Consider the following 23,467-nt stretch of genomic DNA (forward strand, 5'->3'; position numbering starts at 1 on the left):
GACCCCATCTGGGTCGGCGGCCGTTCGCATCGTCGCGCCCGATCTGGTGCGGCGTACCCCTGCCTGATCCGGCTACGAATAGTCTGAGCGCATGACACGCACCCGCGCCTTCTCGGGCGCCATGACCGGCGCGGCCCTGATCGCGCTGTCGCTCGCCCTGACGGCCTGCGGCGGCTCGGAGAAGGACTACGTGCAGGAGAAGACGGTCGAGCGGATCGCGACCGAGCAGCTCACCAACGCCATCGGCGTCACTCCCGAGGACCTCGACTGCCCCGGTGACCTCGAGGGCAAGGTCGGCACGGAGATGACCTGTGTCCTCACCTCCGAGGGCGAGGAGTACGACGCGATCATCACCGTCGACGAGGTCGATGGCGGCCGGGTCCACTTCCAGATCGACGTTCCCCCGAACGCCGAGGATTAGGCGCGCAGAGGCCCCGGACCCGATAGCATTTTGATTCGTGTCCCCTCATGCTCGGCAGTTCTTCGACCATGTCGCGCGCGTTTGTGACGGTACGCCCTACAAGGCGACCGAGACGGCGCGCGGTTTCGACGTGGAGATCGACCTGAGCGCGCCGCAGTGGCGCTCCAAGCTGCAGGGCGCCCAGCTGAGCTGGGTCTTCACCTACCACGTCTCGACACCGTCGCGGAACTCGTACGCGATCATCGAGGACACCCGCAGCATCGTCTGGTTCGGCGACGTGCCGCACACCCAGAAGACCGGCGTACGCCGCATCGAGGCCAACGACGAGCAGACCGACCAGGGCGTGTGGACCGTGCACGACCCCGAGTCCGTCCCTGACCTGGACCAATACCGCTTCGACGCCGAGGAGGGACGCACCCTGATCACCAGCGTCGCCCGGCTCTACGCGCTCCAGCAGCGCGCCGCGCGACACGAGGGCCTCGGCTACTCCGTCGCGGTGGGGCTGGTCGTGACGCTCTCGGTGATCGCGACCGTCATCGGCGTCGCGGTGATCCTCAGCCTGATGGGCACCTTCGACACGTCCATGTGACGACCCGTCTCAACAGCCCTTTCCCGACGACCAGGCCCTAACAGCCTGGGACCTGACGAACCCGTACCAAACCGCCTTATGTGATGCTGGCCCCCATGGATCCCATCCGTGAGGCGCAACGGCAGTGGATCACGCACGGTTGGGAAGCCGCCGCCGACGGGATGGCGCTGGTGACCTCGCTCGTACGCGTTCACCAGCTCGTCATGGAGCGCATCGACGCCGCATTGCGCCCCCACGACCTCTCCTTCGCGCGCTACGAGGTGCTCCGGCTCCTCTCCTTCACCCACGACGGCCAGCTTCCGATGGCCAAGCTCGGCTCCCGCCTCCAGGTCCACCCCGCGTCGGTCACGAGCGCAGTCGCCCGGCTGGAGAAGCAGGGTCTCGTACGCCGCACCCGCTCCGACATCGACCGGCGCGTGGTCCTCGCCGCCATCACCGATGCCGGCCGTGATGCGGTCGAGTCCGCCACGGTCGCACTCAACACCGAGGTCTTCGAGAAGCCGGGGATCGAGGACGTACGCGATCTGACCGCACGGCTCGGTCAGCTGCGGTCGGCAGCGGGAGATCTGGTCGACTAGATCGGCTCGGACTGGCGAGTAGGTACGAGACGACCTATCCTGGAATTACTTGGACGTCCAACTATCTGCCCAACCTACCTGCGGAGCATGCCGTATGACCGACCTCCACATCCCCCAGCACCATGTGCGGATCGTGACCGCGAGCAGCCTTTTCGACGGGCATGACGCGGCGATCAACATCATGCGCCGAATCTTCCAGGCGCAGGGGTGCGAGGTGATCCATCTCGGCCACAACCGCTCGGTGACCGAGATCGCCGACGCCGCCGTCCAGGAGGACGCCCACTGCGTGGCCGTCTCGTCCTACCAGGGCGGCCATGTGGAGTTCTTCGAGTATCTGGTCACCGCGCTCAAGGACCGCGGCGCCGGCCACGTCAAGGTGGTAGGCGGAGGCGGCGGCGTGATCGTGCCTTACGAGATCGAGCGGCTGGCCAACTCCGGTGTCAAGATCTTCTCCCCCGAGGAGGGCCAGCGGATGGGGCTCCCGGGGATGATCAACTCGGTCGTCCGCGACATCGACCACGATCTGTGGCCGACCTTCCACGTCACCGCCAACGGCGTGATCGCCGGCTACGGCCACTCCATCGGGCGCGCGGTCACCGGCGCCGAGCAGGGCCGGCTCCCCGAGGACTTCCGGGCCCGCCTGGGCGAGGCCGACCAGGCGGTCGTGCTCGGTGTCACCGGCACCGGCGGCTCCGGCAAGTCCTCGCTCACCGACGAGCTGGTCCGGCGCCTGCGCAACGACCAGGAGGACAAGATCCGCATCGGCGTGCTCGCGATCGACCCGACCAGGCGTCGCGGCGGCGGTGCGCTGCTCGGCGACCGGATCCGGATGAACTCGCTGGCCGCGATCACCGACGGCGGCTCGACCACGTTCTACCGCTCGCTGGCGACCCGTGGCGGCCATGAGGTGCCCGAGCACTTCGCCGAGGTGCTCGCGGTGATGAAGGCCGCCGTCGACCTGGTGATCGTCGAGACGCCCGGCATCGGCCAGGGCGACACCGGGATCAGCGACTTCGTGGACGTCTCGCTCTACGTGATGACGCCGGAGTTCGGCGCCGCGAGCCAGCTCGAGAAGATCGACATGCTCGACTTCGCCGACGTGGTGGCGATCAACAAGTTCGAGCGGCGCGGGGCCAAGGACGCACTGCGCGACGTCTCCCGCCAGCTCGTCCGCAACCGGGAGGCGTTCACCTCCTCCCCCGACGACATGCCGGTCTTCGGCACCTCGGCCGCGGCCTTCGACGACGACGGCGTCACCGCGCTCTACCAGCACCTGCGCGGGCTGCTCGCCGAAGCGGGGCTCGCGGTGAGCGAGGGCGTGCTCCCCCGGGTCGAGACCCGGCACTCCACCGGCCTGCACCCGATCATCCCCGACCGGCGCGTCCGCTACCTGGCCGACATCGCGGGCGACGTACGCGACTATCACGCCGAGACCGCCGAGATCGTGGCCGCGGCGCGGAAGGAGCAGGCGTACGAGATCGTGGCAGCGGACCATCCCGAGCTCGAGTTCCCTGCCAGCGAACTCCCCGATGACCTGCGCGAACAGCTGGCCTCGTGGCAGGAGACGAAGGCGGCGTACGCCGCCGACGACAGCGGCCGCACCTCGCTGGCGGGCAACTACATCCCGCGAGTGGCGACCCCTGGCTACACCGACCGCGGCGAGCTGGCCGGGTTCCTGCGCAGGGAGAACCTCCCCGGCTTCTTCCCCTACACATCGGGCGTTTTCCCCTACAAGCGGGCCAACGAGGACCCGGCCCGGATGTTCGCCGGAGAGGGCGACCCGTTCCGGACCAACCGACGCTTCAAGCTGCTCTCCGAGGGCCAGCCCGCGACCCGCCTCTCGACCGCGTTCGACTCGGTGACGCTCTACGGCCGCGACCCCGGCGTACGTCCCGACATCTACGGCAAGGTCGGCACCTCCGGCGTCTCGGTGGCGACTTTCGACGATATGAGAACCCTGTTCGAAGGGTTCGATCTGCTCGCTCCGACGACGAGCGTCTCGATGACGATCAACGGGCCCGCGCCGACGATCCTGGCCTTCTTCCTCAACACCGTGATCGACCAGGCGCGCGAGCGTGGCGTGGACCCGGTCAAGGCGCTGCAGACGGTCCGCGGAACCGTGCAGGCCGACATCCTCAAGGAGGACCAGGGCCAGAACACCTGCCTGTTCTCCACGGAGTTCTCGCTGCGCTGCATGGCCGACATCCAGGAGTGGTTCATCGAGAACGGCGTACGCAACTTCTACTCCGTCTCGATCTCCGGCTATCACATCGCCGAGGCCGGTGCGAACCCCATCTCGCAGCTCGCCTTCACGCTCGCCAACGGCTTCACCTACGTAGAGTCCTACCTGGCCCGTGGCATGGACATCGACGACTTCGCGCCCAACCTGTCCTTCTTCTTCTCCAACGGGATGGACCCCGAATACTCGGTCATCGGCCGGGTCGCTCGCCGGATCTGGGCGGTCGCGATGCGGGACCGCTACGGCGCCTCTGAGCGCGCCCAGAAGCTGAAGTACCACATCCAGACCTCGGGCCGGTCCCTGCACGCGCAGGAGATGGACTTCAACGACATCCGCACCACGCTGCAGGCGCTGATCGCGATCTACGACAACGCCCAGTCGCTGCACACCAACGCCTTCGACGAGGCGGTGACGACGCCCTCGGCGGAGTCGGTGCGCCGGGCGCTGGCGATCCAGCTGATCATCAACCGCGAGTGGGGGCTGGCGTTCAACGAGAACCCGCTCCAGGGCTCCTACATCATCGACGAGCTCACCGATCTCGTGGAGGAAGCCGTGCTCAAGGAGTTCGACCGGATCTCCGAGCGCGGTGGTGTGCTCGGCGCGATGGAGACCGGCTACCAGCGCGGCAAGATCCAGGACGAGTCGATGCTCTACGAGCACCGCAAGCACGACGGCACGCTGCCGCTCATCGGGGTCAACACCTTCGTACGTGACACGAACGGCGAGCCGCCGGCGCCCGTCGAGCTCGCTCGCGCCACCGAGAAGGAGAAGAAGTCCCAGCTCGACCGCGTCCACGACTTCCAGGCCGCCCACGCCGCGGAGGCAGAGGCCGCGATCGTACGTCTCAAGCAGGCCGCCACCTCCGAGGAGAACATCTTCGCCGCGCTCATGGATGCGGCTCGGGTGTGCTCGCTCGGTCAGGTCACCGAGGCGTTCTTCGAGGTCGGCGGGCAGTACCGCAGGAACGTCTGAGGTATCCCGCCAGGCGGCGGTCTGATCCGCGTGCACGATGAACGAGCGCAGCCACCCCTGCGATGTCACCCCTTGCTGTGGGCTCCGGTCATCAGGGCCGCGAGATCCTCCGGCTCCAGGAACGACGGCGGGGGCGGCGGGCCCCACCTGAAGAGCCCGGCTGCGCCTTCGAGGACCTCCGGCTCCCAGATCTCGTCCTCGGGGATGCAGTCCATGTCGGAGAAGTACTCCGAGAAGTTGCCGGCCGGGTCCTTGAGATACCAGAAGAAGTTCGAGCCGGCGTGGTGACGGCCCAGGCCCCACACGTGGCGTTCGGGAGCACCTTCCAGCATGGCGTGCGCCCCGCGGCCGACGTCATCGATGTCGTCGACCTGCCAGCTGGTGTGGTGCAGGTAGTTGACCGGCGACTGCAACGCCAGGAAGTTGTGATGGTCGGTCGAGCAGCGCATGAAGGCGCCCTTGTCACCGATGTGGTCGGAGACCTTGAAACCCAGCCCGTCCACGAAGAAGCGCATCGTCGCGGCGAGATCGGTGGTGCCGGCGACCGCGTGCCCCAGCCGGCGTGGCCGGACCGGTTCGGTACGCAGCACCCCGGGCGCGCGCCCGCGACGCTCGATCCGGCCCGGCCCGTTGTAGGGCGTGGCCGGTTGCGGCTCCTGCCGCAACCGAGGAAGGACACGGACGCGGACCGAGAAGCCGCTGACCGGTTCGGTCGTAAGCAGCGCCTCGCCGTCGAGGGATGACGAGTGCCCGAGACGCTGCAACGACGCGGCGATCCGGGCAAGGTCGTCTGGTTCGTCAGCGGCCACACCCAGCTCGACGAGCCGGCGGGAGGGGGCGCGAACGATCCCCAGCTGGTTGCCGCCGTCTCGGGTGGCCAACATCGTCGAACCGCTCGCCTGGAGTCCGAAGTCGGTGTAGTAGGACGTGGTCGCGGCGACGTCAGGGACGCCCATCACCACGTGGCTGAGACGGTGCAGGCTCATCGCGGCTCACGCCCTTCCGGCGCCACCACGAAGCGCTGACGCAGCTCGCCGATCCCCTCGACGGCGCTCACCAGGGTCTGGCCGGCTTCGACGAAGCGCTGCGGGTCACGGCCGAGACCGACTCCCTCAGGCGTACCGGTGAAGATCAGGTCGCCCGGGTAGAGGGTGACGATCTTCGACAGCTCGGCCACCAGCCGAGGGATCGGGACGATCAGGTTGTTGGTGCGACCGAGCTGGACGTTCTCCCCGTCCAGGTCGCAGCGCAGCTCGAGGTCCTCCGGGTCGGGCAGCTCGTCGGCGGTGACGAGCCACGGCCCGGTCGGGGAGAAGCCGGGGAAGGACTTCCCGAGACCGAACTGAGGTGCCGGGCCGCTGAGCTGGGTGATCCGCTCGGAGATGTCCTGGCCGACGGTGAGCCCGGCGATGTGGTCCCAGGCGTCCTCCTCGGTGACGTTGCTGGTGGTGCGGCCGATCACCGCCACCACCTCGACCTCCCAGTCGGTGTTGCCGCCCTCGGGGAGCGTGACCTCGGTGACCGGGCCGGTCAGGCTGCTGACGAACTTCGGGAAGACCGGCGGCAGACCGGTGGGGGGCTCGAAACCGGACTCGGCGGCGTGCGCGGTGTAGTTGAGCCCGATCGCGAAGATCTGGCGGGGCTCCGGTGAGGGGGCCCCGAGCTCGGTGGTGTCGAATCCGACGGCGTCCTCCGGAGTGTCGGTCCGCGCGCTCAGCGCCCAGTCGGAGAACGCGGGCCAGTCGGCGAAGAGGCTGGCCGGATCGGGTCCGAACCGCCCGTCGCTGGCCTTGTGGACGTCAACGGCTCGCGGCTCGGTGGTGTTGCCGGTGTCGTCGGTGGTGATCAGGACGGCGCGTCCGTCCAGGTTTGCGAGCTTCATGGTGACTCCTTCGTGGATGGTCAGGGGCGGTCGAGGACTGCGCGGAGCGCGCGTTCGAGATCTCCGGCGGGGTTGTCGGTGACCCGGTCGGCCCGCCAGGCCACATGCTGGTCGGGACGTACGAGGATGGCGCCGGTCTCGCCGATCTCGCGACGCGCTGCCCACTCGCCGGTCGGGTCGGCGTACTCGCACCCGGGGCCGATCGGCTTGACGCTGATCCGGACGCCCAGGTTCGCCGCCACCTTCTCGGCCGCGTCGGCCCAGGCTTCTCCGCCCACCCCGGTGAGCAGGGTGATCTCTCCGCGGCCGGCGAGGTCCAGCGTCGAGAGCCTGACCCGGTCCTTCTCGACCCACGCGTGCGGCAGCCGCGCGCCGGGGTGGGTGGTCGGGTGATGGTAGAGCTCCGGGTCCCGCTCGGGCTCGGGCCACGGTGTCCCGTCGTCGCGGATCGAGCCGGAGGCGTACCGCTGGTCGAGCTCCACGCCGTGGGCGTTGAACTGGTAGTTCTGCAGGCGTACGGCATCGGCGAGCTGTCGGCGCCGCTCCTCGCCCACCGGGCCGGCGGCGCGTAGACCGTCGAGCGCACGCTGACCGTCCTCGGCGCTCTGCCCCGGCTCGAACCCGAGCGCCTGGGAGATCGGCAACATGTCCTGCACGCTCTTGAGGGCGCGGTCGACGACCTGCCTCCCGACCGGCCGGCGCTCGTCGTGATAGCTGTCGAGGAGCTCCTCGCCGGCGTCACCGCGAAGCACCATGGCCAGCTTCCAGGCCAGGTTGTACGCGTCCTGCACCGAGGTGTTGGTGCCCAGCCCGTTGGCCGGCGGGTGCCGGTGGGCGGCGTCGCCCGCGAGGAACGCGCGACCGATCCGGTAGCGCTCCGCGACCAGGTGGTTGATCTGCCACAGGCTGGTCGCCTTGATCTTGATCTTCACATCGGGATCTCCGATGGTGGCCCGGGCCCGGGCGACGACGGCCTCCTCGGAGAGGTCGGGCTCGCCGTCGGCGGGGTCGTACATGAAGAGCAGGACCCACTCCGTCCAGGGCTTCACGCAGATCCAGGTGCCCGAGCCGACCCAGTAGTCGTTGCCGGGCTGGCACATCCAGTAGAGGGTGCCCGGCCGGTAGGCGGTGTAGTCGGTGAGGTCGGCCTCGAGCCACACGTTGGCGGCGGCCCCCAACCCCGTCTCGCCGTCCATCACGAACCCGAGCTGCTCGGCGACGGTCGATCGACCTCCGTCGGCGCCCACGACGTACTTGGCCCGGATGGTCTCGGTCCGGCCGTCCTCCCGGTGGCGGACCGTGGCGGTGACGCCGTCCGGGTCCTGGCTCACCTCGACCAGCTCGGTGGAGAAGCGCAGATCGGCGCCGAGGCGCTCGGCACCTGTCCTCAGCACCGGCTCGAGGATGTGCTGGGGGATGTTGCACATCGCGCTCGGGCTCGCCTGGTCGTAGTCGGCGCGACGCTCGGGGCCGCTGCCCCAGGTGAGCAGGCGGGCGATCTCCGAGTCGGCGAAGCTGGTGGCCCAGACGTTGTTGCCCATCAGCTCGTTGGGCGTCGCGACCTCGCGGACCGCCTCCTCCAGACCGAGATCGCGGAAGACCTCCATCGTGCGCTGGTTGGTGATGTGCGCACGGGGCGAGTGCGCGGTGCCGGAGTACTTCGTCACCGTGATCGCATCGACACCGTACGCAGCCAGCAGGGCCGCCATGCTCAGGCCCGCCGGGCCGGCGCCGACGACCAGGACGTCGGTGGTGAGATCCGTGGACGTCATGACGATGCCAACCAGGGGTAGCGCTCGGTGTCCGCACCGGCATAGTCCGGATCAAGATAGACGAACAGGCGGTGGATCCGGCCGCCGCGGATCTCCATCACGTCGCACCAGCGGCCCGCGTGCGTCACGCCGGCCCGGAACTCGGTGCCGTCGGTGGTGGTGCCGGCCGAGGTGCCCTCGACGACGACGGTGTCGCCGCCGACCAGGTAGTTGAAGTACGCATAGTCGTGCTTGATCCCACCGAGCAGCGAGCCGACCTTGGCGAACGCCTCCCGGACCGCCTCGATCCCGTCGACGATCCCGATCTTCGGGAAGTAGAGCTGGATGTGCTCGTCGAAGAGCTCGAAGAAGTCCTCACCTCGATCGAGCCGCTTCAGATACTCCAGGGCGAGGGCCTTGCGCGCCTCGTCCGTCATTGCCTCGGTCATGTCCAGACCCCTTTCGATCGTTGGTGACCGTCATCACAGTCTGCCCCTTTATGATCGAGCAAACAAGAGATATTCGAAAATATCTGTATATTCGCGTCATGGTAGGGTGCTCGTATGGCAAGTCGACCGCGAGCAAGCACCGAGGAGGTCTACGCCCGCGTCCGCGCCGACGTGCTCGGCGGGGTCTATGCCCCCGGTGAGCGGCTGAAGTCGACGCCGCTGTGCGAGGCGTACGGCGCCAGCGTCAGCGTCATCCGCGAGGCCCTCTCCCGGCTCACCGAGCAAGGGCTGGTCGAGTCCGAGCCACGGATCGGGTTCCGTGTTCGCCAGGTGAGCGTCGATGACCTGCGTCAGCTGACCAGCGCCCGCATCGACATCGAGTCGCTCGCGCTGCGCTACTCGATCGAGCGTGGCGACATGACCTGGGAGTCCGAGGTCGTGGCCGCCCACCACCGGATGGAGCGTACGCCGATGCTCGCCGAGCAGGCGACGCCCTGCATCTCCGACGAGTGGGCGGCAGCCCACGCCTGCTTCCATGGTGCGCTGCTGGACGGCGCCGGCAACTCGTGGCTGCTCGGCATGGCCGCCACGCTGCGGAACGCCGGCGAGTTCTACCGGCGCTGGTCGCAGGTCCACGAGCCCGATCGGGACGTGACCGGCGAGCACCGGGAGATCCTGGAGGCCACGCTCGCCCGGGATGCCGACCGAGCGGCACGAGCGCTCGCACGGCACTATCAGCACACCGCCGACATCCTCGAGCGAGCCCTCACCGAACGAGCCGCGGCCCAGCACAGCTGACCCGCGGGACGAGAAGGAGATCATCGAACCTGTGCGGATCGTCAGCCTGGTCCCCTCGATCACCGAGGCGCTGGCCTCGGTACGCCCGGACGCGCTGGTCGGTGCCACCGACTGGTGCACCCACCCGGCCGACCTCGAGGTCACCCGCGTTCGCGGCACCAAGAACCCGAACCTCGCGCGCGTGCGCGAGCTCCAGCCGGACCTGGTGATCGCCAACAAGGAGGAGAACCGCGAGCTCGACGTCCGCCGGCTGCGCGAGGCCGGCATCCGGGTCGAGGTCACCGAGATCGAGACCGTCCCGGAGGCGGTCGCGACCTACGAACGACTCTTCGACGACGTGCTCGGCTGGGACCACCCGGACTGGCTCGCGGAGGCCCGAGAGCTGTGGTGCGGGCCGCTCCCCCCGGTCACCCGCCGGGTGGCGGTGCCGATCTGGCGAGACCCGTGGATGGTGGTCGGCTCACGGACCTTCACCGGCGACCTGCTGCGCCGGCTGGGCTGGGAGAACGTCTTCGGCGACACTGCGCTCAACCCCGCCGGGGACCGCTATCCGCACGTCGACCTGGCCGAGGTGGACGAGGCCGGAGCCGACGTCGTGCTGCTGCCCGACGAGCCGTACGTCTTCACCGCCGAGGACGGGCCGGAGGCCTTCACGCGAACCCCGACCGACCTGGTCAGCGGGCGGCTGATCACCTGGTACGGCCCGAGTCTGGTCGACGCCCATCGGTGGGCAGCCGGCTGATCGCCGGCACCTGACCGGGGCCGTTCACGACGACCGAGAAGCGCCTCAGCCGGCAGCGAGGACCGCCAGGTCGCGTACGGCGTAGCGGTGGTGCTCGACCTCTTCCTCGAGCACGACCATGAGGCAGTGCCGCACGTCGTAGTCGGCCTCCTGGTCGTTGCCGATCGGCTTGCGTGCGCAGACACGATCGAGCTCGTCGTCGGCGAGCGCGTCGACGCACCGGCGCATCGTGGCCATCCGGGCCAGCCGGGGCTCGAGCACGTCGTCCAGGCTCGCCTCCGCGTCACGGGTGAGTCCCAGCTCGCCGGTCGGGTCCTCGCCGTAGCCGAGCGGATGGTAGGGCGAGTCCTCCTCCAGCACCGGGTAGCCGAGCCACTTGTCGCTGGCGAAGAGCAGGTGGCGGAGCGTCTCCACGAAGGACCACTCGTCGTCGACCCGCTCGTGCAGCAGCTCCTCCGGCAGGCCACGAGCGCGCTCGACCGTCAGCGCCCACTGGGCCTCGATGGCATCCCAGGTAGCGCGGTAGTCGTCCGCCGTCCTGGCCTCGCGGGCCAGCACGCGGTTCGGGTGGGCGCGGTCGAGCTCGGCGGTGACGTACGCCGTGACGTCGACGTCGTTGACCACGACCCGGCCGAACTCACCACCGAGGTAGACATCGCTGCCGTAGGCGTCGACGACCTTCAGCCGGCTCTCGAACCAGCAGTCACGGATCTCCAGTCCACTGATGTCGCTCTGCCTGATCTGTGCGCCGCGGAACTGGTCGGTATCGACGAACTCGGCAGTCTTCGTCTGCTCGGAGGGCATATTCCATCCTCTGCCGCCCCGCGGAGTTGGTCAACGGCTTACCCGAAGGCGGGCTTCTCCTTGGCCAGGAACGCGCGTACGCCCTCCTTGAAGTCCTCGCCGGTGTAGACCTCGCGCAGCAGGTCCTCATCACCTTCCGGCGAGGCCTCGGCGCGGTGGGCGAAGGCGGCGAGCTGGGACTTGGTTGCCCGGACGGTCACTCGCGAGAGCGGCAGGATCCCCTCGACGAGCGCGTCGACCTCATCAGCCAGCGAGTCGGTGACGGCGGTCAGCGCGCCGGTCGCGTAGGCACGGTCCGCGCCGACCAGCCGGGCGGCGAGCAGCATCTCGCGCACGACCGGCTCGCCGAAGACGGCCGCGGCGCGGTAGACGATGGAGGCCGCGAGCGCATTCCCGAGCGTCTTCGCGATCGGGTAGCCGAAGCGGGAGTGGGGGGTCGCGACCCTCAGGTCGCAATGGGTCGCCACCGCGAGCCCGCCGCCGACGCAGACTCCGTCGATGGCGGCGATGGTGACCTGCGGCAGCGCGTACAGCTTCTCGAGCAGTGCTCGGATCCAGTCCTCGTAGTCCACCGCGTCGCGCGCGAGGAAGTCGGAGATCTCGTTGCCGGCGGCGAACGCCCGCCCGCCGGCGCCGGTCAGCACCAGCACCTTCACCGACTCGTCTGCCGCGAGCTCGTCGCACAGGGCGTGCAGCGCGCCGTACATCTCGGCGGTGAAGGCGTTGTGCTTCTGCGGCCGGTTGAAGGTCACCTGTACGACGCCGGGGCGCCGTTCTACTACCAAGTCCTCGCTCACGGGAACCGAGCGTAGGGCACCTTGCCGGGTGCCCTACGCCGGCACTCATCAGATGAGCGGCTCGACCTGCTCGGTGTAGATCTTCTCCAGGGCCGTCTTCAGGCTGTCCATCTCGGCCTGCACGTCCTTGTTCTCTGTGAGGATCGAGGCCATGTGGTTGGCCATCTCCAGGTCCCCACCGGGCAGGAAGACACGCGCGTAGTCCTGGGAACGGGTGTTGGGGAGCTGGTCGATCGCGACCTGGGCCTGCGGCGTCTTCTTGAGGATCGCGGCCGGGTCGGCCGACTTACGGATCGGCACGTAGCCGGTCGCCTCGGAGAACTTGATCGCCTGCTCCGGCTCGGTGAGGAACTTGATGAACGTGCCCGCGGCGAGCTGCCGCTCCGGGCTGATGTCCTTCGGGATGCCGACGCCCGACCCGCCCGTCGGGCAGATCTTCTCGGTCTCGACGGTCCCGGCGGGCAGCGGTGCGACGCCGACGTCGAACTTCGCCGAGGTGATCGCGGTGATCAGGTCACCGGTCGAGCCGACCGTGACGCTGGCGACCCCGGCGGCGAAGTCCTGGATCTGGTCGACCCCGGCCACCCCCGCGATCTTGTCCTTGTAGACCCAGTCCTTGAGGAAGGAGAGCGCCTCGACCGACTCCTTGGAGCTGCAGGTGATGTCGAAGGACTCCTCCTTGGACCAGCCGCCGCCCCAGCCCCACAGGTTGTTCTGCAGGGTCCACCCGGCGTACCCCGCCAGGGCCGGGAACTGGAAGGCGAACTTCGCGCCGCTGGTGGAGGCGAGCTTGGTCTTCCACTCACCGAACTCCTCCCAGGTCGCCGGGCCCTCGTCCGGCAGTCCGGCCTTCTTCCAGTGCTCCTTGTTGTAGTAGAAGAGCGGCGTCGAGCGGGCCCACGGGACCGCCCAGTGGGCGTCGTCGTAGAGGTAGTCGCCCAGCAGCGAGTCGACGAAGTCGTCGGTCTCGAAGTCGAGCGCCTCGAAGAGCGAGTCGAGCGGGATGATCTGGTCGTTCATCTTGTAGCGGAACCACCACACGTCCGACAGGTTGATGATGTCGGGCAGGTCGCCGCCGGTCTGCGCGGTCTGGAACTTCTGCGCGATCTCCTCGTAGTCGGCGCCGGCCGTGACCAGCTTGACGGTGATGTCGGACTGGGAGGAGTTGAAGGCGTTGACCAGCTCGGTGCTGACCTTGATCGAGTCGCCCGGGTTGGAGGTCCAGAAGGTGATCTCCTTGGCCGGCTTCACGCCGCTGAAGTCGATCTGCTCGACCGTGCCGCCGGCCGGTCCGCCGCCGCTGGTGCTCGGTCCGCCGCCGCAGGCAGAGAGCGCCGCGGCGGAGATGCCGAGAGCGGAGAGTCCGAGGAAGCCTCGCCGGTCGAGAGAGATCCCCGAGCGTGGGATATGCAGGTTGTTCATTGGAGCATTCCTTCCCTTTCGTACCAACTGTGGGCCGTCAGCCTTTGACGCCGCCTTGGGTGAAGCCGTTGACGATGTGGCGCTGCAGCAGCGCGAAGACGGCGAGGATCGGCAGCAGCACCATCACGGTGCCGGCCATCAGGACCCCGAACGAGCTGGCCGCCGACTCGCTGTTCTGCAGCAGCGTCAGGCCTCGTGGCAGCGTCATCATCTCCGGATCGGTGATGATGATCAGCGGCCACAGATAGTCGTTCCACTCGTAGACGACGTTGACCAGGGCGACGGTCGCGATCGACGGCAGTGCCATCGGCACCACGCAGTGCCACAGCCGCCGCCAGTGTCCGGCGCCGTCGAGGTGGGCGGCCTCGAGCACCTCGTAGGGCAGCTGCATGAAGGACTGGCGCAGCAGGAACGTACCGAATCCGGTGCCGAGCCCCGGCAGGATGATCCCCCAGTAGGTGTTCTCGCCACCCAGGCCGCTGACGAAGACATAGTTGGGCAGCGCGGTGACCTGCGGCGGCACCATCATCGTCGCGAGCACACCCCAGAAGACGTACTTCTTGCCGGGGAACTCGCAGAAGACCAGGCCGTACGCCGTCAGGATGGCCAGCAGCACCTTCAGCCCCGCGCCGACGACCGTGACGATCCCGGAGTTGAGGAAGAGCCGGCCGAAGGGGACCTTCTGGGCCGCCTCGGAGTAGTTCTGCGGCTGCCAGACCTCGGGGAAGACGACGAGGTCGGTCGTCGCCAGGTCGCCGGCGCCCTTGAACGAGGCCAGGATCATGTAGCCCAGCGGCAGCACGACGATGAGCACCGCCAGCAGGAGCACCAGGTAGTCACGTACGGTCAGCGGCGTCAGCCGCACCCGGCGCGAGGGAGCGTTCGCGCTCATCTGTAGTGCACCCGCCTCTCCACGATGACCAGCTGGAACAGCGTGAGCAGCACGAGGATCGCGAAGAGCACCGTGGAGAGCATCGCCGAGTAGCCTGCCTGGCTCTGCTCCTTGAAGCCGGTCAGGTAGGCGTCGAAGATCAGCGTCCGCGCGCCGCGACCGAGCTTGTCCATCGCGATCAGCAGGTCGAAGGCCTGCAGGCTGCTGAGGATCGTGGTGACCATCAGGAAGAAGGTCGTCGGCGAGAGCAGCGGGACGGTCACCTTGAAGAACCGCTTGACCGGACCGGCGCCGTCGAGCTGGGCCGCCTCCATCAGGTCGAGCGGGACCGCCTGCAGGCCGGCGAGATAGACGACCGCGGCGTACCCGAGGTTCTTCCAGACGTAGACGATGATCACCATCGTCAGCGTCCACGGCGGGGAGTTGATCCACTCGGGGCTGCTCAGGCCGATGTCGCGCAGGATCGCGGAGAGCGCGCCGATGTTGGGGTCGAAGATGTAGAGCCAGGCCAGACCCACGCCGTAGCCGGAGAGGATGTACGGCGCGAAGACCGTGGCCTGCGCGATCCCTGCGCCCGGGAGCCTGCGGTTGAGCGCCAACGCGACACAGAGGCCCAGGACCAGCGTGATCCCGACCGTGGCGACGGTGAAGATCGCCGTCGTGGTCAGGACCTTGCTCGCCTCACCCGAGGAGAAGAAGTTGCGGTAGTTGCCCAGGCCGACGGGGGTCGCGTACTTCGAGCCCAGGGTCCAGTTGAGCGTCGAGTAGTAGATGTTCTGGAACAGCGGTCGATAGATGAAGACCGCGATCAGCGCGACGTTGGGGAGCACGAACGCGAGAAAGATCAGCCACTCCCGTATGCGTCTTCCCGAGAGTGCCTGACGAGGTCGCTTGATGGTGGCTGTCGCCATACCTGGCACGATCGGTGAGTCAAGCGGCTGGGTGGGACCCCGTCAAGAGTAAAACTCTCGGTCTCAAGATTTCGTTATCGGAAACAGACCGTGAACTCTTCACACTCAGAGTGGCCAGCGCCCCAGCGACGTGCTGCCGACGTTGCACCGGCCCCGTTCATGAGGGCCATGAAGGTTTCAACTCTCGTCACGAGCATTTCGGACTTGGTTGACCTATCATTGTTTTCGTATCTGTGGTGTCTGCGAGTGAAGGTGGGCGCATGCCTGAACGTCCCGACGACCATCCTGCGGTGGCTGATTTCGACCTGAGCAAGGTCCTTGCGTGTCTCGCCGAGACGAATCGCCGGTCGGTGATCGAAGCTCTCTACCACCAGCCCGATGGCCAAGAGCAGTTCTGCAGCGTCTTCGGGCTGCCGTGGGCGCCGTCGACGCGCACACACCACTTCCGGCTGATGCGCCGAGCGGGCCTGATCCACCAACGAGATGTCGGCAACGGACAGATGACGCAGTTGCGGCGCCTGGACATCGAGGAGGCCTACCCAGGTCTGCTCAAGTCCCTGTTCGGGCCGCGCCGGGTGCATCGCGAGACCGTCGCCTGACGGTCGTGATCCACCCGGCAGGGCCCGTGCAGATGCCTACCAGGTGACCGGCAGCGATGACGGGCGGTGCACCAGCACGCCCGTCTCCCACGGAATCTCCGACGCGTCCACGCCGAGCCTCATGTCGGGGAACCGTTCGAGGAGGACGCGCAGGATCGTGGTCAGTTCCAGTCGCGCCATGTTCGAGCCCATGCAGTGGTGCAGTCCGTACCCGAACTGCAGGTGAGGTGGGCCCTGACGCTCCAGATCTATCGCCAGGGGGTCGGGGAAGACGTCCTCGTCCCGGTTGGCGAGGTGGGTGTTGGCGTAGACCACGTCGCCAGGATGAATCTGCCCGCCAGACAGTTTCAGTGGCTGGGTCGCGATGCGTGGGAACGTGGAGACCTGCCCGAGCGGGCAGAGCCGAAGGAGCTCCTCGACCGCGCCGGGCACGCGGGCTTCAGGGTCCACGGCGAGATGATCCCAGAGGTCACGCTCGGCGAGGCAGATGTAGACCAGCTTGCCGAGTGTGGTGAGCACGTTCTGGTCGCCTCCGACCAGGGACCCGAGGAAGGTGGCTACGAGCTCGCTGGTCTCCAGCGGCGGGTCCACATGGGCAGCGTTGTCGATCATCGCACGTAACAAGCCGTCCTGGAGCGGCCGCCGTCCTTCGACGAGGTCTTCGAGATACCGATAGAGGGTCCAGAAGCTCTCCACCAGGTGGGGAACGTCGGCAGCAGAGGCCATCTGCATCTCGCGGGCGAGCGGGCGGATGGCGTCCAGGTCGCTGGGCGGCAGTCCGAGGAATGCGAAGTTGGTGCCGACGGTGACCGGGGAGAGCACCTGGGCCATCAGATCACCCTGCCGTACCCCGGCGAGCGTGATCTTCCCCAGATGCTCGTCGAGGACCTGATGGCACGCGGCGCCCACACGCTTGACTCCCTGACGGCTGTACGGGCCGGCGACGAACTGCTTCATTCGGCGGTGGTCAGGCAGGTCGAGGTTGAGCAACATCTCCGGCGGCATGGTCGTGGGCAACCACGACTCCCCACCTTCGCGATTGGTCTGGGCGCGGTGAAAGCTGGTGTCGGTCAGCACGGTCTTGACGTCGACGTAGGCGGTCACGTTCAGGGCGGTGTGACCGCTGGGGAGCCTGATCTCCTCAAAGCCCTGCCGCTGGGTGCCCAAAGGCGTGTACATGGGGCTGGTCTCCAAGCCGTGCGGTTGCTTGAAGGTGGGGGTGGAGTGCATGCGTCAGACCTCTTCCATGGCGGTTGCGTGAGCGGGTTGCGCGGAGAGGTCGGCGCGGGATCCTTCGGTCCGACGTGCGGCCGCGCGCAGGACGGTCACGGCGACGGTGATCAGCACGACAAGACCGGCCAGGCCGAGCGTGACGATGTGGAAGGCGTCAAGATAGACCTCCGGGTGGCCCGGCTGGCCCGCGGCCGTACGCGCGCCGGCATCGCCGGGCAGGTCGCGACCGATCAGTGCGCTGATGGCAAGGGCGTAGGCGGCCACGAAGAGGGCCTCGCTGCCGATGCGCCCGAAGTTGAGCAGTCCGGCCGCGGTCCCCGCCCGCTGGGCGGGTACGACCGACAGGGCGTGTCCGTCGACGAGGCCGATCGGCAGGCCGAAGCCTGCGCCGATCAGCAGCATCGGCACCACGAGAGCCGCGACGGGGCCCTCGGTCGAGAGCAACACCATCCCGGCCGCACCGACGGCCAGAAAGGCCAGGCTGGCGTAGATCACCCGTCCGATGGTGACCCAACCGGTGGTGGTGACGGCCCGGGAGACCAGCATCGGGGCGACCAGCACCGGCAGCGTCATGACGAGCATCAACGCGCCGGAGGTGCTCGCGTCCATGCCGCGCACCCCGGACAGGGCGCTGGGCAGGTAGGTGAGCAGGGTGACGAACCCGACCGACCCGGCGACGGGGACCAGGCAGGTGGCAAGGAACTCGCGATTGGCCAGCAGGCCCACATCCAGGATCGGGGCCTTCTCGCCCGGCTCTGCGGCTGCGGTGCGGATCGCGGGGATGGCAACCGACCCGAGGAGAGCAACCAGGACGAAGGCGGCCTGGATCGCGAAGACGCCGCGCCAGCCGACCAGGCCGATGACCCCACCCGAGATACTCGGCCCCAGAGCTAGGCCGAGGCCGTTGACGGTGCCGAAGAGGGCGAAGGCCTTGGTTCGCTGTGATCCCTCGAACAGATGTGAGATCAGGGCCGTGGACCCGGTGAGGATCGCTGCCGCGCCGACGCCGGCTATCAGGCGGGCGATGTCGAGGATCAGCAGCGACGGAGCGACGGCGCTCAGGGCACCACCTGCGACGACGAGGACAGAACCAGCGCGGAAGGCAGCACGGTAGCCGATGCGGTCCGAGACCGCGCCCCACACGAGGGCGAAGAGGGCGAAGGTCACGTTGAACCCGTTGACGGCCCATTGCAGGCCGGCCTCGTTCGTCCCCAGGTCCTGGGAGATGAGCGGGAGGGCGATCGCGGTGCCGGCGATGGACAAGGGCGTGACGAACTGTGCAAGCAGGAGCACGGGCAACGTAGCGCGGGAGGTCTGCGACGAGTCCATGGGTCACCTTCTTCCGAGAGATACGAGAAATTACGTACCTATGACACAGTTCGTTGCATGCCCTGTCAAGACGAGAGCCACTACCCCGACCCGGACGTCCTGATCGTCGGAGGTGGGCCGGTGGGGATGCTGTGCGCCGCTGAGCTGGCCGACTACGGCGTCAGCGTCATGCTGACCGAGCCCCGGACGGGTAGCGATCGTCGTCCCCGCGCGGGGACGATCCACTCGCGGACCCTCTCGCTCCTTGCCCGGCGCGGCTACCTGCGGGAGAGCGACAGCGCGACACAAGAAGGCGAGGTACGCACCGGGTTCCAGTTCGCGGGAAGGCCCGTGCTCGAGATCACAGCTCCGGCCGTCGAGCCGGGGCCCATCGCGGGGATCCCGCAGTGGCGCCTCGAGGAGCTGTTCGAGGACCTGGCCATACGACGGGGCGCCAATGTCCGACGAGGTACCCGCGCAGTCGACATCGACGCCTCTGCCTCGAGACCGCGAGTGAGGATCGAGACAGAGGAAGGCCGCCCGGAACAGCTTCAGGTGCCGTGGGTCATCGGTGCTGACGGGGCACGCAGTCTCGTCGCCGGCCGGGGTGACTTCCATCGGGTCGAATATCCGGCGACCATGCAAGCGATCTCCGGACTGGCACGCCCGGTCCGCGGCGAGAGCCTGCCGCACGGGTGGCATCAGACCCCCCGAGGCTGGCTGATGAGCAACCCGGCCGGCACGGACCCGTGGCGCATCATCCCCATGGACTTCACCGGGCCTGCCGCGGACCGCCGCAAGGCACCGACCGTCAGCGAGTATCGAGCGCTCCTGGACGCTGTCCTCGCGCGGCCGGTGCAGATCAGCGACATCCATGCCCTGACCCGCTTCAGCGACTACGGGCGATATCACGAGACGATGCGCGAAGGCCGACTGATGATCGTCGGCGACGCGGCCCACGTGCACTACCCCCTGGGCGGCCAAGGACTGAACGTCGGCATCCACGACGCGATCAGCCTGTGCTGGCGACTCGCAGACGTTGTGAGAGGTCACGCACCAGCCACCGTTCTCGACGACTTCAGCAACGAACGCACCGAGGTTGCCGCGGATGTCGTCGCCAACACAGTCCTCCAGGCACAGATGATGAACCCTGAGCGTTCGCAGCTGACCCGAGCGGTCAACCACCTCATCGGAGGTGCGGACCTGCAGCGACTCATGGGTGAGATGGTTTCCCAGCAGCGCCAGCCGGTCGCCTTCCAACCTGACCTCCGAGTGTCCAGCCCGGGACAACCGGAGACCACACTCGTGCGGCTCCTTCGCGAGGGGAGACATGTGGCGCTGCGGCGTGCCGACGCACGTGGCGCCGACACGCCGCACGGGCTCGGGCAGCTGCCACCGCAAACCCGGGTGGTCGTCGCTGATCTCACGCCGCCGCCGATCTGGCAGGCCGCGCTCGTGCGACCGGACGGCTACATCGACAGGCTCAATTGAGCCTCCGGTGCGACCAGCTCGCCGAGGCGGGCGACGGTGGTGACATTGTCGATGTGCTGGATCGCCGCCCAGCCCTCAGCACGGGCGGCCGCACAGTTCTCCGCGAGGTCGTCGATGAGCACGCAGTCCGCCATATCGACGGCATTGCGGCTGGCAGCCAGCGCGAAGATCGCCGGATCCGGCTTGCGCATGTTCACCTTGCAGGAGTCGACCACGTCGTCGACGACACCTTCCAGATCCACCATCTGCTTCCAATGAGGCTCCCATTCCACGACGTTGTTGGTCAGGATCCCCACCTTGAAACCAGCTAGCGAGAGCTCGACCGCGGCGTGACGCAGCACGGAATTGACGACGTGCCCCTCGAACCACTGCGCCCCGAACGCTGGCTCGCTCCGACTCAGATCGAGGTCGGGCCTGCGGCGACCGAGGTGCCCGTGGATCGACTCCATCCACTCGACCTCGGTCAGCAGGCCGAGCTCGATCGGCGCCAACGGTTCCTGGCCCAGGTCGTGGGCCACCTCCGCGATAGCCCACTTGAGCAACCCAGGCTCGATGCCGGTGCGCTCGTGGTAGCTCTCGAACAGGTTCGCCAACGGGGGCGACAGAACGCCACCGAAATCGAACCAGATCATCTTCTGAGACATCACAGCACCAGATTGCGTACGTCGGGGCGGTGCGGAGAGAGCTCGATGAACCCGTGAGCGATGGCGGCCCCGTTCTGGGTCAGCTCGACGCCGACCTTCTGTGCACCTCCGTCGTCGCTGCTGAGGACGTGGGCACGCGCGGACGTCGGCAGCTCAAGCTCGCCGAAGGCCGTGAAGTTCATCGACAGCCCGGTCAGCAGCATCCTGCTCGTGTCGCGTGCGAGCTCATGGTTGGAGGCGGCCATCGCGATCTGTCGCGAGGCCTCGAACAGGAGCATGCCGGGCACATGGTCAAGCTCGTGATCGAAGAGGGAAGGGTGCTCGGTGTCGATGATCACAGACGCCTCCAGCCCAGACTGGCACTCGATCGGGTTCGCAAGGATCGAGTTCCTCGGGTTGGTCCGACCAACGCTGAACGGTCGCAATCGGAAGTACCGCTCAGCCTCGCCCAGCTGCGGCGGATCAGTGAGTCCAAGGTCGGCGCGTGCCCTGCCGCGGATCCGTTCCCAGACCTTCGGCGGCATCCACTGGAGCACCATCCGCTCCGAGGCCGTCTCGACGCCATCGATAATCGCCAAGAAATCGAGAGTCACTCCCGTGACAGTGCCTTGACGCAGGACACGGTCAGCCACGGTCACAGCGATCTCACAATGCCCGGGACGTCCGCCGACACGCAGGCCGGCCGGGTCCAAGATCGTGAACTCAGCGGAGTTGAAGATGAACTTCTGGTCGGACGACGCTTCACACGACGTGTGGGCATACAGGATGCTCGCCTGCCTGAAGACCTCGATGAGGAGCAGCGGATCGTAGCTCGTGACTGCACCTCGGTGGTCACTGAAGTACGAGTGGTTTCGGGGCAGCTGTGCCGCAGCCCTCATGCCGTCCGAGGTCGGCTCGTGGTCGGTCAGGAAGACCTCCGCGATGGCTGCGCGGTGGACGTCGCCCCTATGGATCGTCTGCGCGGAAGTCAGCTGCCGCCCAGTGGCGACTGAGGTGCTTGTCATGACAAATTCCCTTCGGTTGCAGAGCTTCTCACCGGACCCAACAAACTAGGTCCCATAGATCACGTACCTTCGAACGTGATGGCAGCTACGCTAAAGGGTGAATCGGAGGGGGAGCATCCCAATATGGGGTGACGTGTGCCACCCGGCGGCCGGCGGCATGCTCGAGGACGAGCCTCGCTACGCCCGTCATCGACCTACGAGCCAGCGCCCCAGCAGCGTGCCGTCGTGCTCGATTAGTGAAGCCAAGGACACAGGTACGTCGGTGGGCGGCCCGGTCACGATCCGCCGGCCGTCGCCGGCGAGGAGCTTGGGCGTGATCGTGTGGCAGAGCTCGTCGACGACCCCGGCCTCGAGCAGCGACCCCAGGAGGGTCGGTCCGCCCTCGCAGAGCAGATGGCGCAGGCCCTCCTCGTGGAGTCTGGCGAGGAGCGCCGCCAGGTCGACCTCGGATTGGCCGGCGACGTACACGTTCTCCTCGCCGAGCTCCTCGCGGGCCGCGGGCAGGCCCGGCGCGTCCGCCTTCGTGGCGAGCCGAACCGCGCCGGTCTCGCAGCCGCGGAGGTCATCGGGGACGCGGCCGCGGCCCGAGACGACGACGATGGGCGTCCCCTTGGGTTCGTACGTCTCGGCGATCGCGGTCCCGGCACCGACCAGGATCGCGTCGGCGAGGTCGCGCAGAACATGAAAGACATCGACATCGACGGCATTGTTGACCGTGCCGGACCTGCCGTCGGAGCCGGTCGCCGCTCCGTCGAGCGAGCTCACCATGTTGGCCCGCAGCCAGGGCAGACGCGGCGGGGTGTAGATGGCGCGCAGGCCTTCGGGGGTCGTCGGGTCACCGTCACCGTGCAGGAGCTTCACCCCGCCAAACTAGCGGCTCCCGCCGCACCGCTATCTTCATGACATGAGTTGGTTGGTAACCGGAGGCGCGGGCTACATCGGATCGCACGTCGTGCAGGCGCTGCTCGACGCAGACATCGAGCCGGTCGTCATCGACGACCTGTCCTCGGGGTTTGCGAAGTTCGTGCCCGACAACGTCACGTTCGTCGAGGCGTCTCTGCTGGACAAGGCCGCGATCGAGCAGGCGATCACCGAACACGGCGTCGAGGGGGTCATCCACCTCGCCGGCTACAAGTACGCAGGGGTCAGCGTGCAGCGGCCGCTGCACACGTACGCACAGAACGTCACCGGAACCGCCAACCTCCTCGAGTCGATGGTGGCCACCGGCGTCGACAAGCTGGTCTTCTCCTCCTCCGCCGCGACGTTCGGCACGCCGGACGTGGACCTGGTCACCGAGACCACGCCGACCACCCCGGAGAGCCCGTACGGTGAGTCGAAGCTGATCGGCGAGTGGCTGATCGCAGACGTGGCACGCTCCGAGGGGCTCGCGCACACCAGCCTGCGCTACTTCAACGTGGTCGGGTCCGGGAGCAAGGACCTCTACGACACCAGCCCCCACAACCTCTTCCCGCTGGTCTTCGACGCGCTGGCGGGCGGGAAGACGCCGCAGATCAACGGCGACGACTACCCGACGCCGGACGGCACCTGCGTACGTGACTATGTGCACGTCGCCGACCTCGCCCACTCCCACGTCGTCGCCGCCAAGCGGCTCGCCGAGGGCAAGGACCTCGAGCCCGTCTACAACCTGGGTTCGGGCGACGGCTCATCGGTCCGGCAGATCATGGACACCATCCGTGAGGTGACCGGGATCGAGTTCGAGCCGGTCATCAAGCCGCGCCGGGCCGGCGACCCCGCCCGCATCGTCGCCACCGGCGAGCTCGCCCGCCGCGACCTGGAGTGGGAGATGCGCCACGACCTGCGCTCGATGGTCGCCACCGCCTGGGAGGCCCGTCAGGCCGCTGGGTCCGACTACGCCAGCTGACCTGCCTGCCTCGCCGAGGCGTCACGTACGTCGGCCGAGACGTCAGGTCTGCAGGCCGA

The 23,467-nt window shown here is 67.8% G+C and carries 23 protein-coding genes; 9 read left to right on the plus strand and 14 right to left on the minus strand.

Annotated features, from left to right (window positions below):
* Positions 1-91 precede the first annotated feature (91 nt).
* The 4 genes from ACRDPS_RS11050 to icmF all read left to right on the plus strand — a co-directional run bounded on the left by ACRDPS_RS11050 (position 92) and on the right by icmF (position 4,799).
* On the plus strand, positions 92-421 hold the full coding sequence (locus ACRDPS_RS11050) for a DUF4333 domain-containing protein (RefSeq protein WP_431501682.1): 330 nt from the start codon (positions 92-94) through the stop codon (positions 419-421).
* A 37-nt stretch (positions 422-458) separates the two neighbouring features.
* Positions 459-1,010 (plus strand): hypothetical protein, encoded by a 552-nt coding sequence (locus ACRDPS_RS11055; RefSeq protein ID WP_431501683.1) that lies wholly within the window; start codon positions 459-461, stop codon positions 1,008-1,010.
* 95 nt (positions 1,011-1,105) lie between these two features.
* The gene (locus ACRDPS_RS11060; protein ID WP_431501684.1) at positions 1,106-1,588 is read left to right on the plus strand and encodes a MarR family winged helix-turn-helix transcriptional regulator; all 483 of its coding nucleotides are present in this window, start codon (positions 1,106-1,108) and stop codon (positions 1,586-1,588) included.
* A 94-nt stretch (positions 1,589-1,682) separates the two neighbouring features.
* Positions 1,683-4,799, plus strand: coding sequence for a fused isobutyryl-CoA mutase/GTPase IcmF (icmF, locus tag ACRDPS_RS11065; RefSeq protein ID WP_431501685.1), 3,117 nt, complete (start codon positions 1,683-1,685; stop codon positions 4,797-4,799).
* A 65-nt stretch (positions 4,800-4,864) separates the two neighbouring features.
* Here the strand turns inward: icmF and ACRDPS_RS11070 are convergent, their stop codons facing one another.
* From ACRDPS_RS11070 to ACRDPS_RS11085, 4 genes are read right to left on the minus strand one after another with little or no spacing between them, the layout of a single operon-like run.
* Positions 4,865-5,785, minus strand: a complete 921-nt coding sequence (locus ACRDPS_RS11070; protein ID WP_431501686.1) for a VOC family protein — start codon at positions 5,783-5,785, stop codon at positions 4,865-4,867.
* Positions 5,782-6,681, minus strand: coding sequence for a fumarylacetoacetate hydrolase family protein (locus ACRDPS_RS11075; RefSeq protein WP_431501687.1), 900 nt, complete (start codon positions 6,679-6,681; stop codon positions 5,782-5,784). Before ACRDPS_RS11075 ends, ACRDPS_RS11070 begins: the two co-directional genes overlap by 4 nt.
* 20 nt (positions 6,682-6,701) lie before the next feature.
* Complete coding sequence (locus ACRDPS_RS11080; protein WP_431501688.1) at positions 6,702-8,453, minus strand: FAD-dependent monooxygenase; 1,752 nt, start codon at positions 8,451-8,453, stop codon at positions 6,702-6,704.
* A complete protein-coding gene (locus ACRDPS_RS11085) occupies positions 8,450-8,881 on the minus strand; it encodes a nuclear transport factor 2 family protein (RefSeq protein ID WP_431501689.1) in 432 nt (143 codons plus the stop codon). Before ACRDPS_RS11085 ends, ACRDPS_RS11080 begins: the two co-directional genes overlap by 4 nt.
* Before the next feature lie 114 nt (positions 8,882-8,995).
* Between ACRDPS_RS11085 and ACRDPS_RS11090 the strand changes: the two genes are divergently transcribed.
* Both ACRDPS_RS11090 and ACRDPS_RS11095 read left to right on the plus strand, forming a co-directional pair.
* Positions 8,996-9,679: a GntR family transcriptional regulator gene (locus ACRDPS_RS11090; protein WP_431501690.1), complete on the plus strand. Its 684-nt coding sequence runs from the start codon at positions 8,996-8,998 to the stop codon at positions 9,677-9,679.
* A 31-nt stretch (positions 9,680-9,710) separates the two neighbouring features.
* Complete coding sequence (locus tag ACRDPS_RS11095) at positions 9,711-10,421, plus strand: helical backbone metal receptor (protein ID WP_431501691.1); 711 nt, start codon at positions 9,711-9,713, stop codon at positions 10,419-10,421.
* A gap of 45 nt (positions 10,422-10,466) precedes the next feature.
* On the opposite strand, the gene ACRDPS_RS11100 is transcribed toward ACRDPS_RS11095, so the two are convergent.
* The 5 genes from ACRDPS_RS11100 to ACRDPS_RS11120 are packed head-to-tail and all read right to left on the minus strand — an operon-like array spanning position 10,467 to position 15,247.
* Complete coding sequence (locus tag ACRDPS_RS11100; protein WP_431501692.1) at positions 10,467-11,225, minus strand: DinB family protein; 759 nt, start codon at positions 11,223-11,225, stop codon at positions 10,467-10,469.
* A gap of 38 nt (positions 11,226-11,263) precedes the next feature.
* On the minus strand, positions 11,264-12,022 hold the full coding sequence (locus ACRDPS_RS11105) for an enoyl-CoA hydratase-related protein (protein WP_431501693.1): 759 nt from the start codon (positions 12,020-12,022) through the stop codon (positions 11,264-11,266).
* Between the two features lie 48 nt (positions 12,023-12,070).
* Positions 12,071-13,444 carry an ABC transporter substrate-binding protein gene (locus ACRDPS_RS11110; protein ID WP_431501694.1) on the minus strand — a complete coding sequence of 458 codons (1,374 nt, stop codon included), beginning with the start codon at positions 13,442-13,444 and terminating at the stop codon, positions 12,071-12,073.
* 37 nt (positions 13,445-13,481) lie between these two features.
* Positions 13,482-14,336 carry a carbohydrate ABC transporter permease gene (locus ACRDPS_RS11115; RefSeq protein ID WP_431501695.1) on the minus strand — a complete coding sequence of 285 codons (855 nt, stop codon included), beginning with the start codon at positions 14,334-14,336 and terminating at the stop codon, positions 13,482-13,484.
* On the minus strand, positions 14,333-15,247 hold the full coding sequence (locus ACRDPS_RS11120) for a carbohydrate ABC transporter permease (RefSeq protein WP_431501696.1): 915 nt from the start codon (positions 15,245-15,247) through the stop codon (positions 14,333-14,335). The genes ACRDPS_RS11115 and ACRDPS_RS11120 overlap by 4 nt, the downstream gene beginning before the upstream one ends.
* Positions 15,248-15,507: 260 nt before the next feature.
* Here ACRDPS_RS11120 and ACRDPS_RS11125 point away from each other — a divergent pair, with 260 nt between their 5' ends.
* The gene (locus ACRDPS_RS11125; protein ID WP_431501697.1) at positions 15,508-15,846 is read left to right on the plus strand and encodes an ArsR/SmtB family transcription factor; all 339 of its coding nucleotides are present in this window, start codon (positions 15,508-15,510) and stop codon (positions 15,844-15,846) included.
* A gap of 36 nt (positions 15,847-15,882) precedes the next feature.
* Here the strand turns inward: ACRDPS_RS11125 and ACRDPS_RS11130 are convergent, their stop codons facing one another.
* Both ACRDPS_RS11130 and ACRDPS_RS11135 read right to left on the minus strand, forming a co-directional pair.
* Positions 15,883-17,076, minus strand: coding sequence for a cytochrome P450 (locus ACRDPS_RS11130; RefSeq protein ID WP_431501698.1), 1,194 nt, complete (start codon positions 17,074-17,076; stop codon positions 15,883-15,885).
* A 3-nt stretch (positions 17,077-17,079) separates the two neighbouring features.
* Positions 17,080-18,408: an MFS transporter gene (locus ACRDPS_RS11135; protein WP_431501699.1), complete on the minus strand. Its 1,329-nt coding sequence runs from the start codon at positions 18,406-18,408 to the stop codon at positions 17,080-17,082.
* Between the two features lie 57 nt (positions 18,409-18,465).
* On the opposite strand from ACRDPS_RS11135, the gene ACRDPS_RS11140 reads away from it, so the two are divergent.
* The gene (locus ACRDPS_RS11140; protein ID WP_431501700.1) at positions 18,466-19,878 is read left to right on the plus strand and encodes an FAD-dependent monooxygenase; all 1,413 of its coding nucleotides are present in this window, start codon (positions 18,466-18,468) and stop codon (positions 19,876-19,878) included.
* Here ACRDPS_RS11140 and ACRDPS_RS11145 read toward each other — a convergent pair.
* From ACRDPS_RS11145 to ACRDPS_RS11155, 3 genes are all read right to left on the minus strand, one after another.
* Positions 19,857-20,522 carry an HAD-IA family hydrolase gene (locus ACRDPS_RS11145; RefSeq protein WP_431501701.1) on the minus strand — a complete coding sequence of 222 codons (666 nt, stop codon included), beginning with the start codon at positions 20,520-20,522 and terminating at the stop codon, positions 19,857-19,859. The genes ACRDPS_RS11140 and ACRDPS_RS11145 overlap by 22 nt on opposite strands.
* Positions 20,522-21,526 carry a ScbA/BarX family gamma-butyrolactone biosynthesis protein gene (locus tag ACRDPS_RS11150; RefSeq protein ID WP_431501702.1) on the minus strand — a complete coding sequence of 335 codons (1,005 nt, stop codon included), beginning with the start codon at positions 21,524-21,526 and terminating at the stop codon, positions 20,522-20,524. The genes ACRDPS_RS11145 and ACRDPS_RS11150 overlap by 1 nt, the downstream gene beginning before the upstream one ends.
* A 186-nt stretch (positions 21,527-21,712) precedes the next feature.
* The gene (locus ACRDPS_RS11155) at positions 21,713-22,387 is read right to left on the minus strand and encodes a dihydrofolate reductase family protein (protein WP_431501703.1); all 675 of its coding nucleotides are present in this window, start codon (positions 22,385-22,387) and stop codon (positions 21,713-21,715) included.
* A 43-nt stretch (positions 22,388-22,430) separates the two neighbouring features.
* Between ACRDPS_RS11155 and galE the strand changes: the two genes are divergently transcribed.
* Positions 22,431-23,408, plus strand: a complete 978-nt coding sequence (gene galE, locus ACRDPS_RS11160; RefSeq protein ID WP_431501704.1) for a UDP-glucose 4-epimerase GalE — start codon at positions 22,431-22,433, stop codon at positions 23,406-23,408.
* The last annotated feature ends 59 nt before the right edge of the window (positions 23,409-23,467 follow it).

Source organism: Nocardioides sp., assembly GCF_050699375.1.
Classification (GTDB): domain Bacteria; phylum Actinomycetota; class Actinomycetes; order Propionibacteriales; family Nocardioidaceae; genus Nocardioides.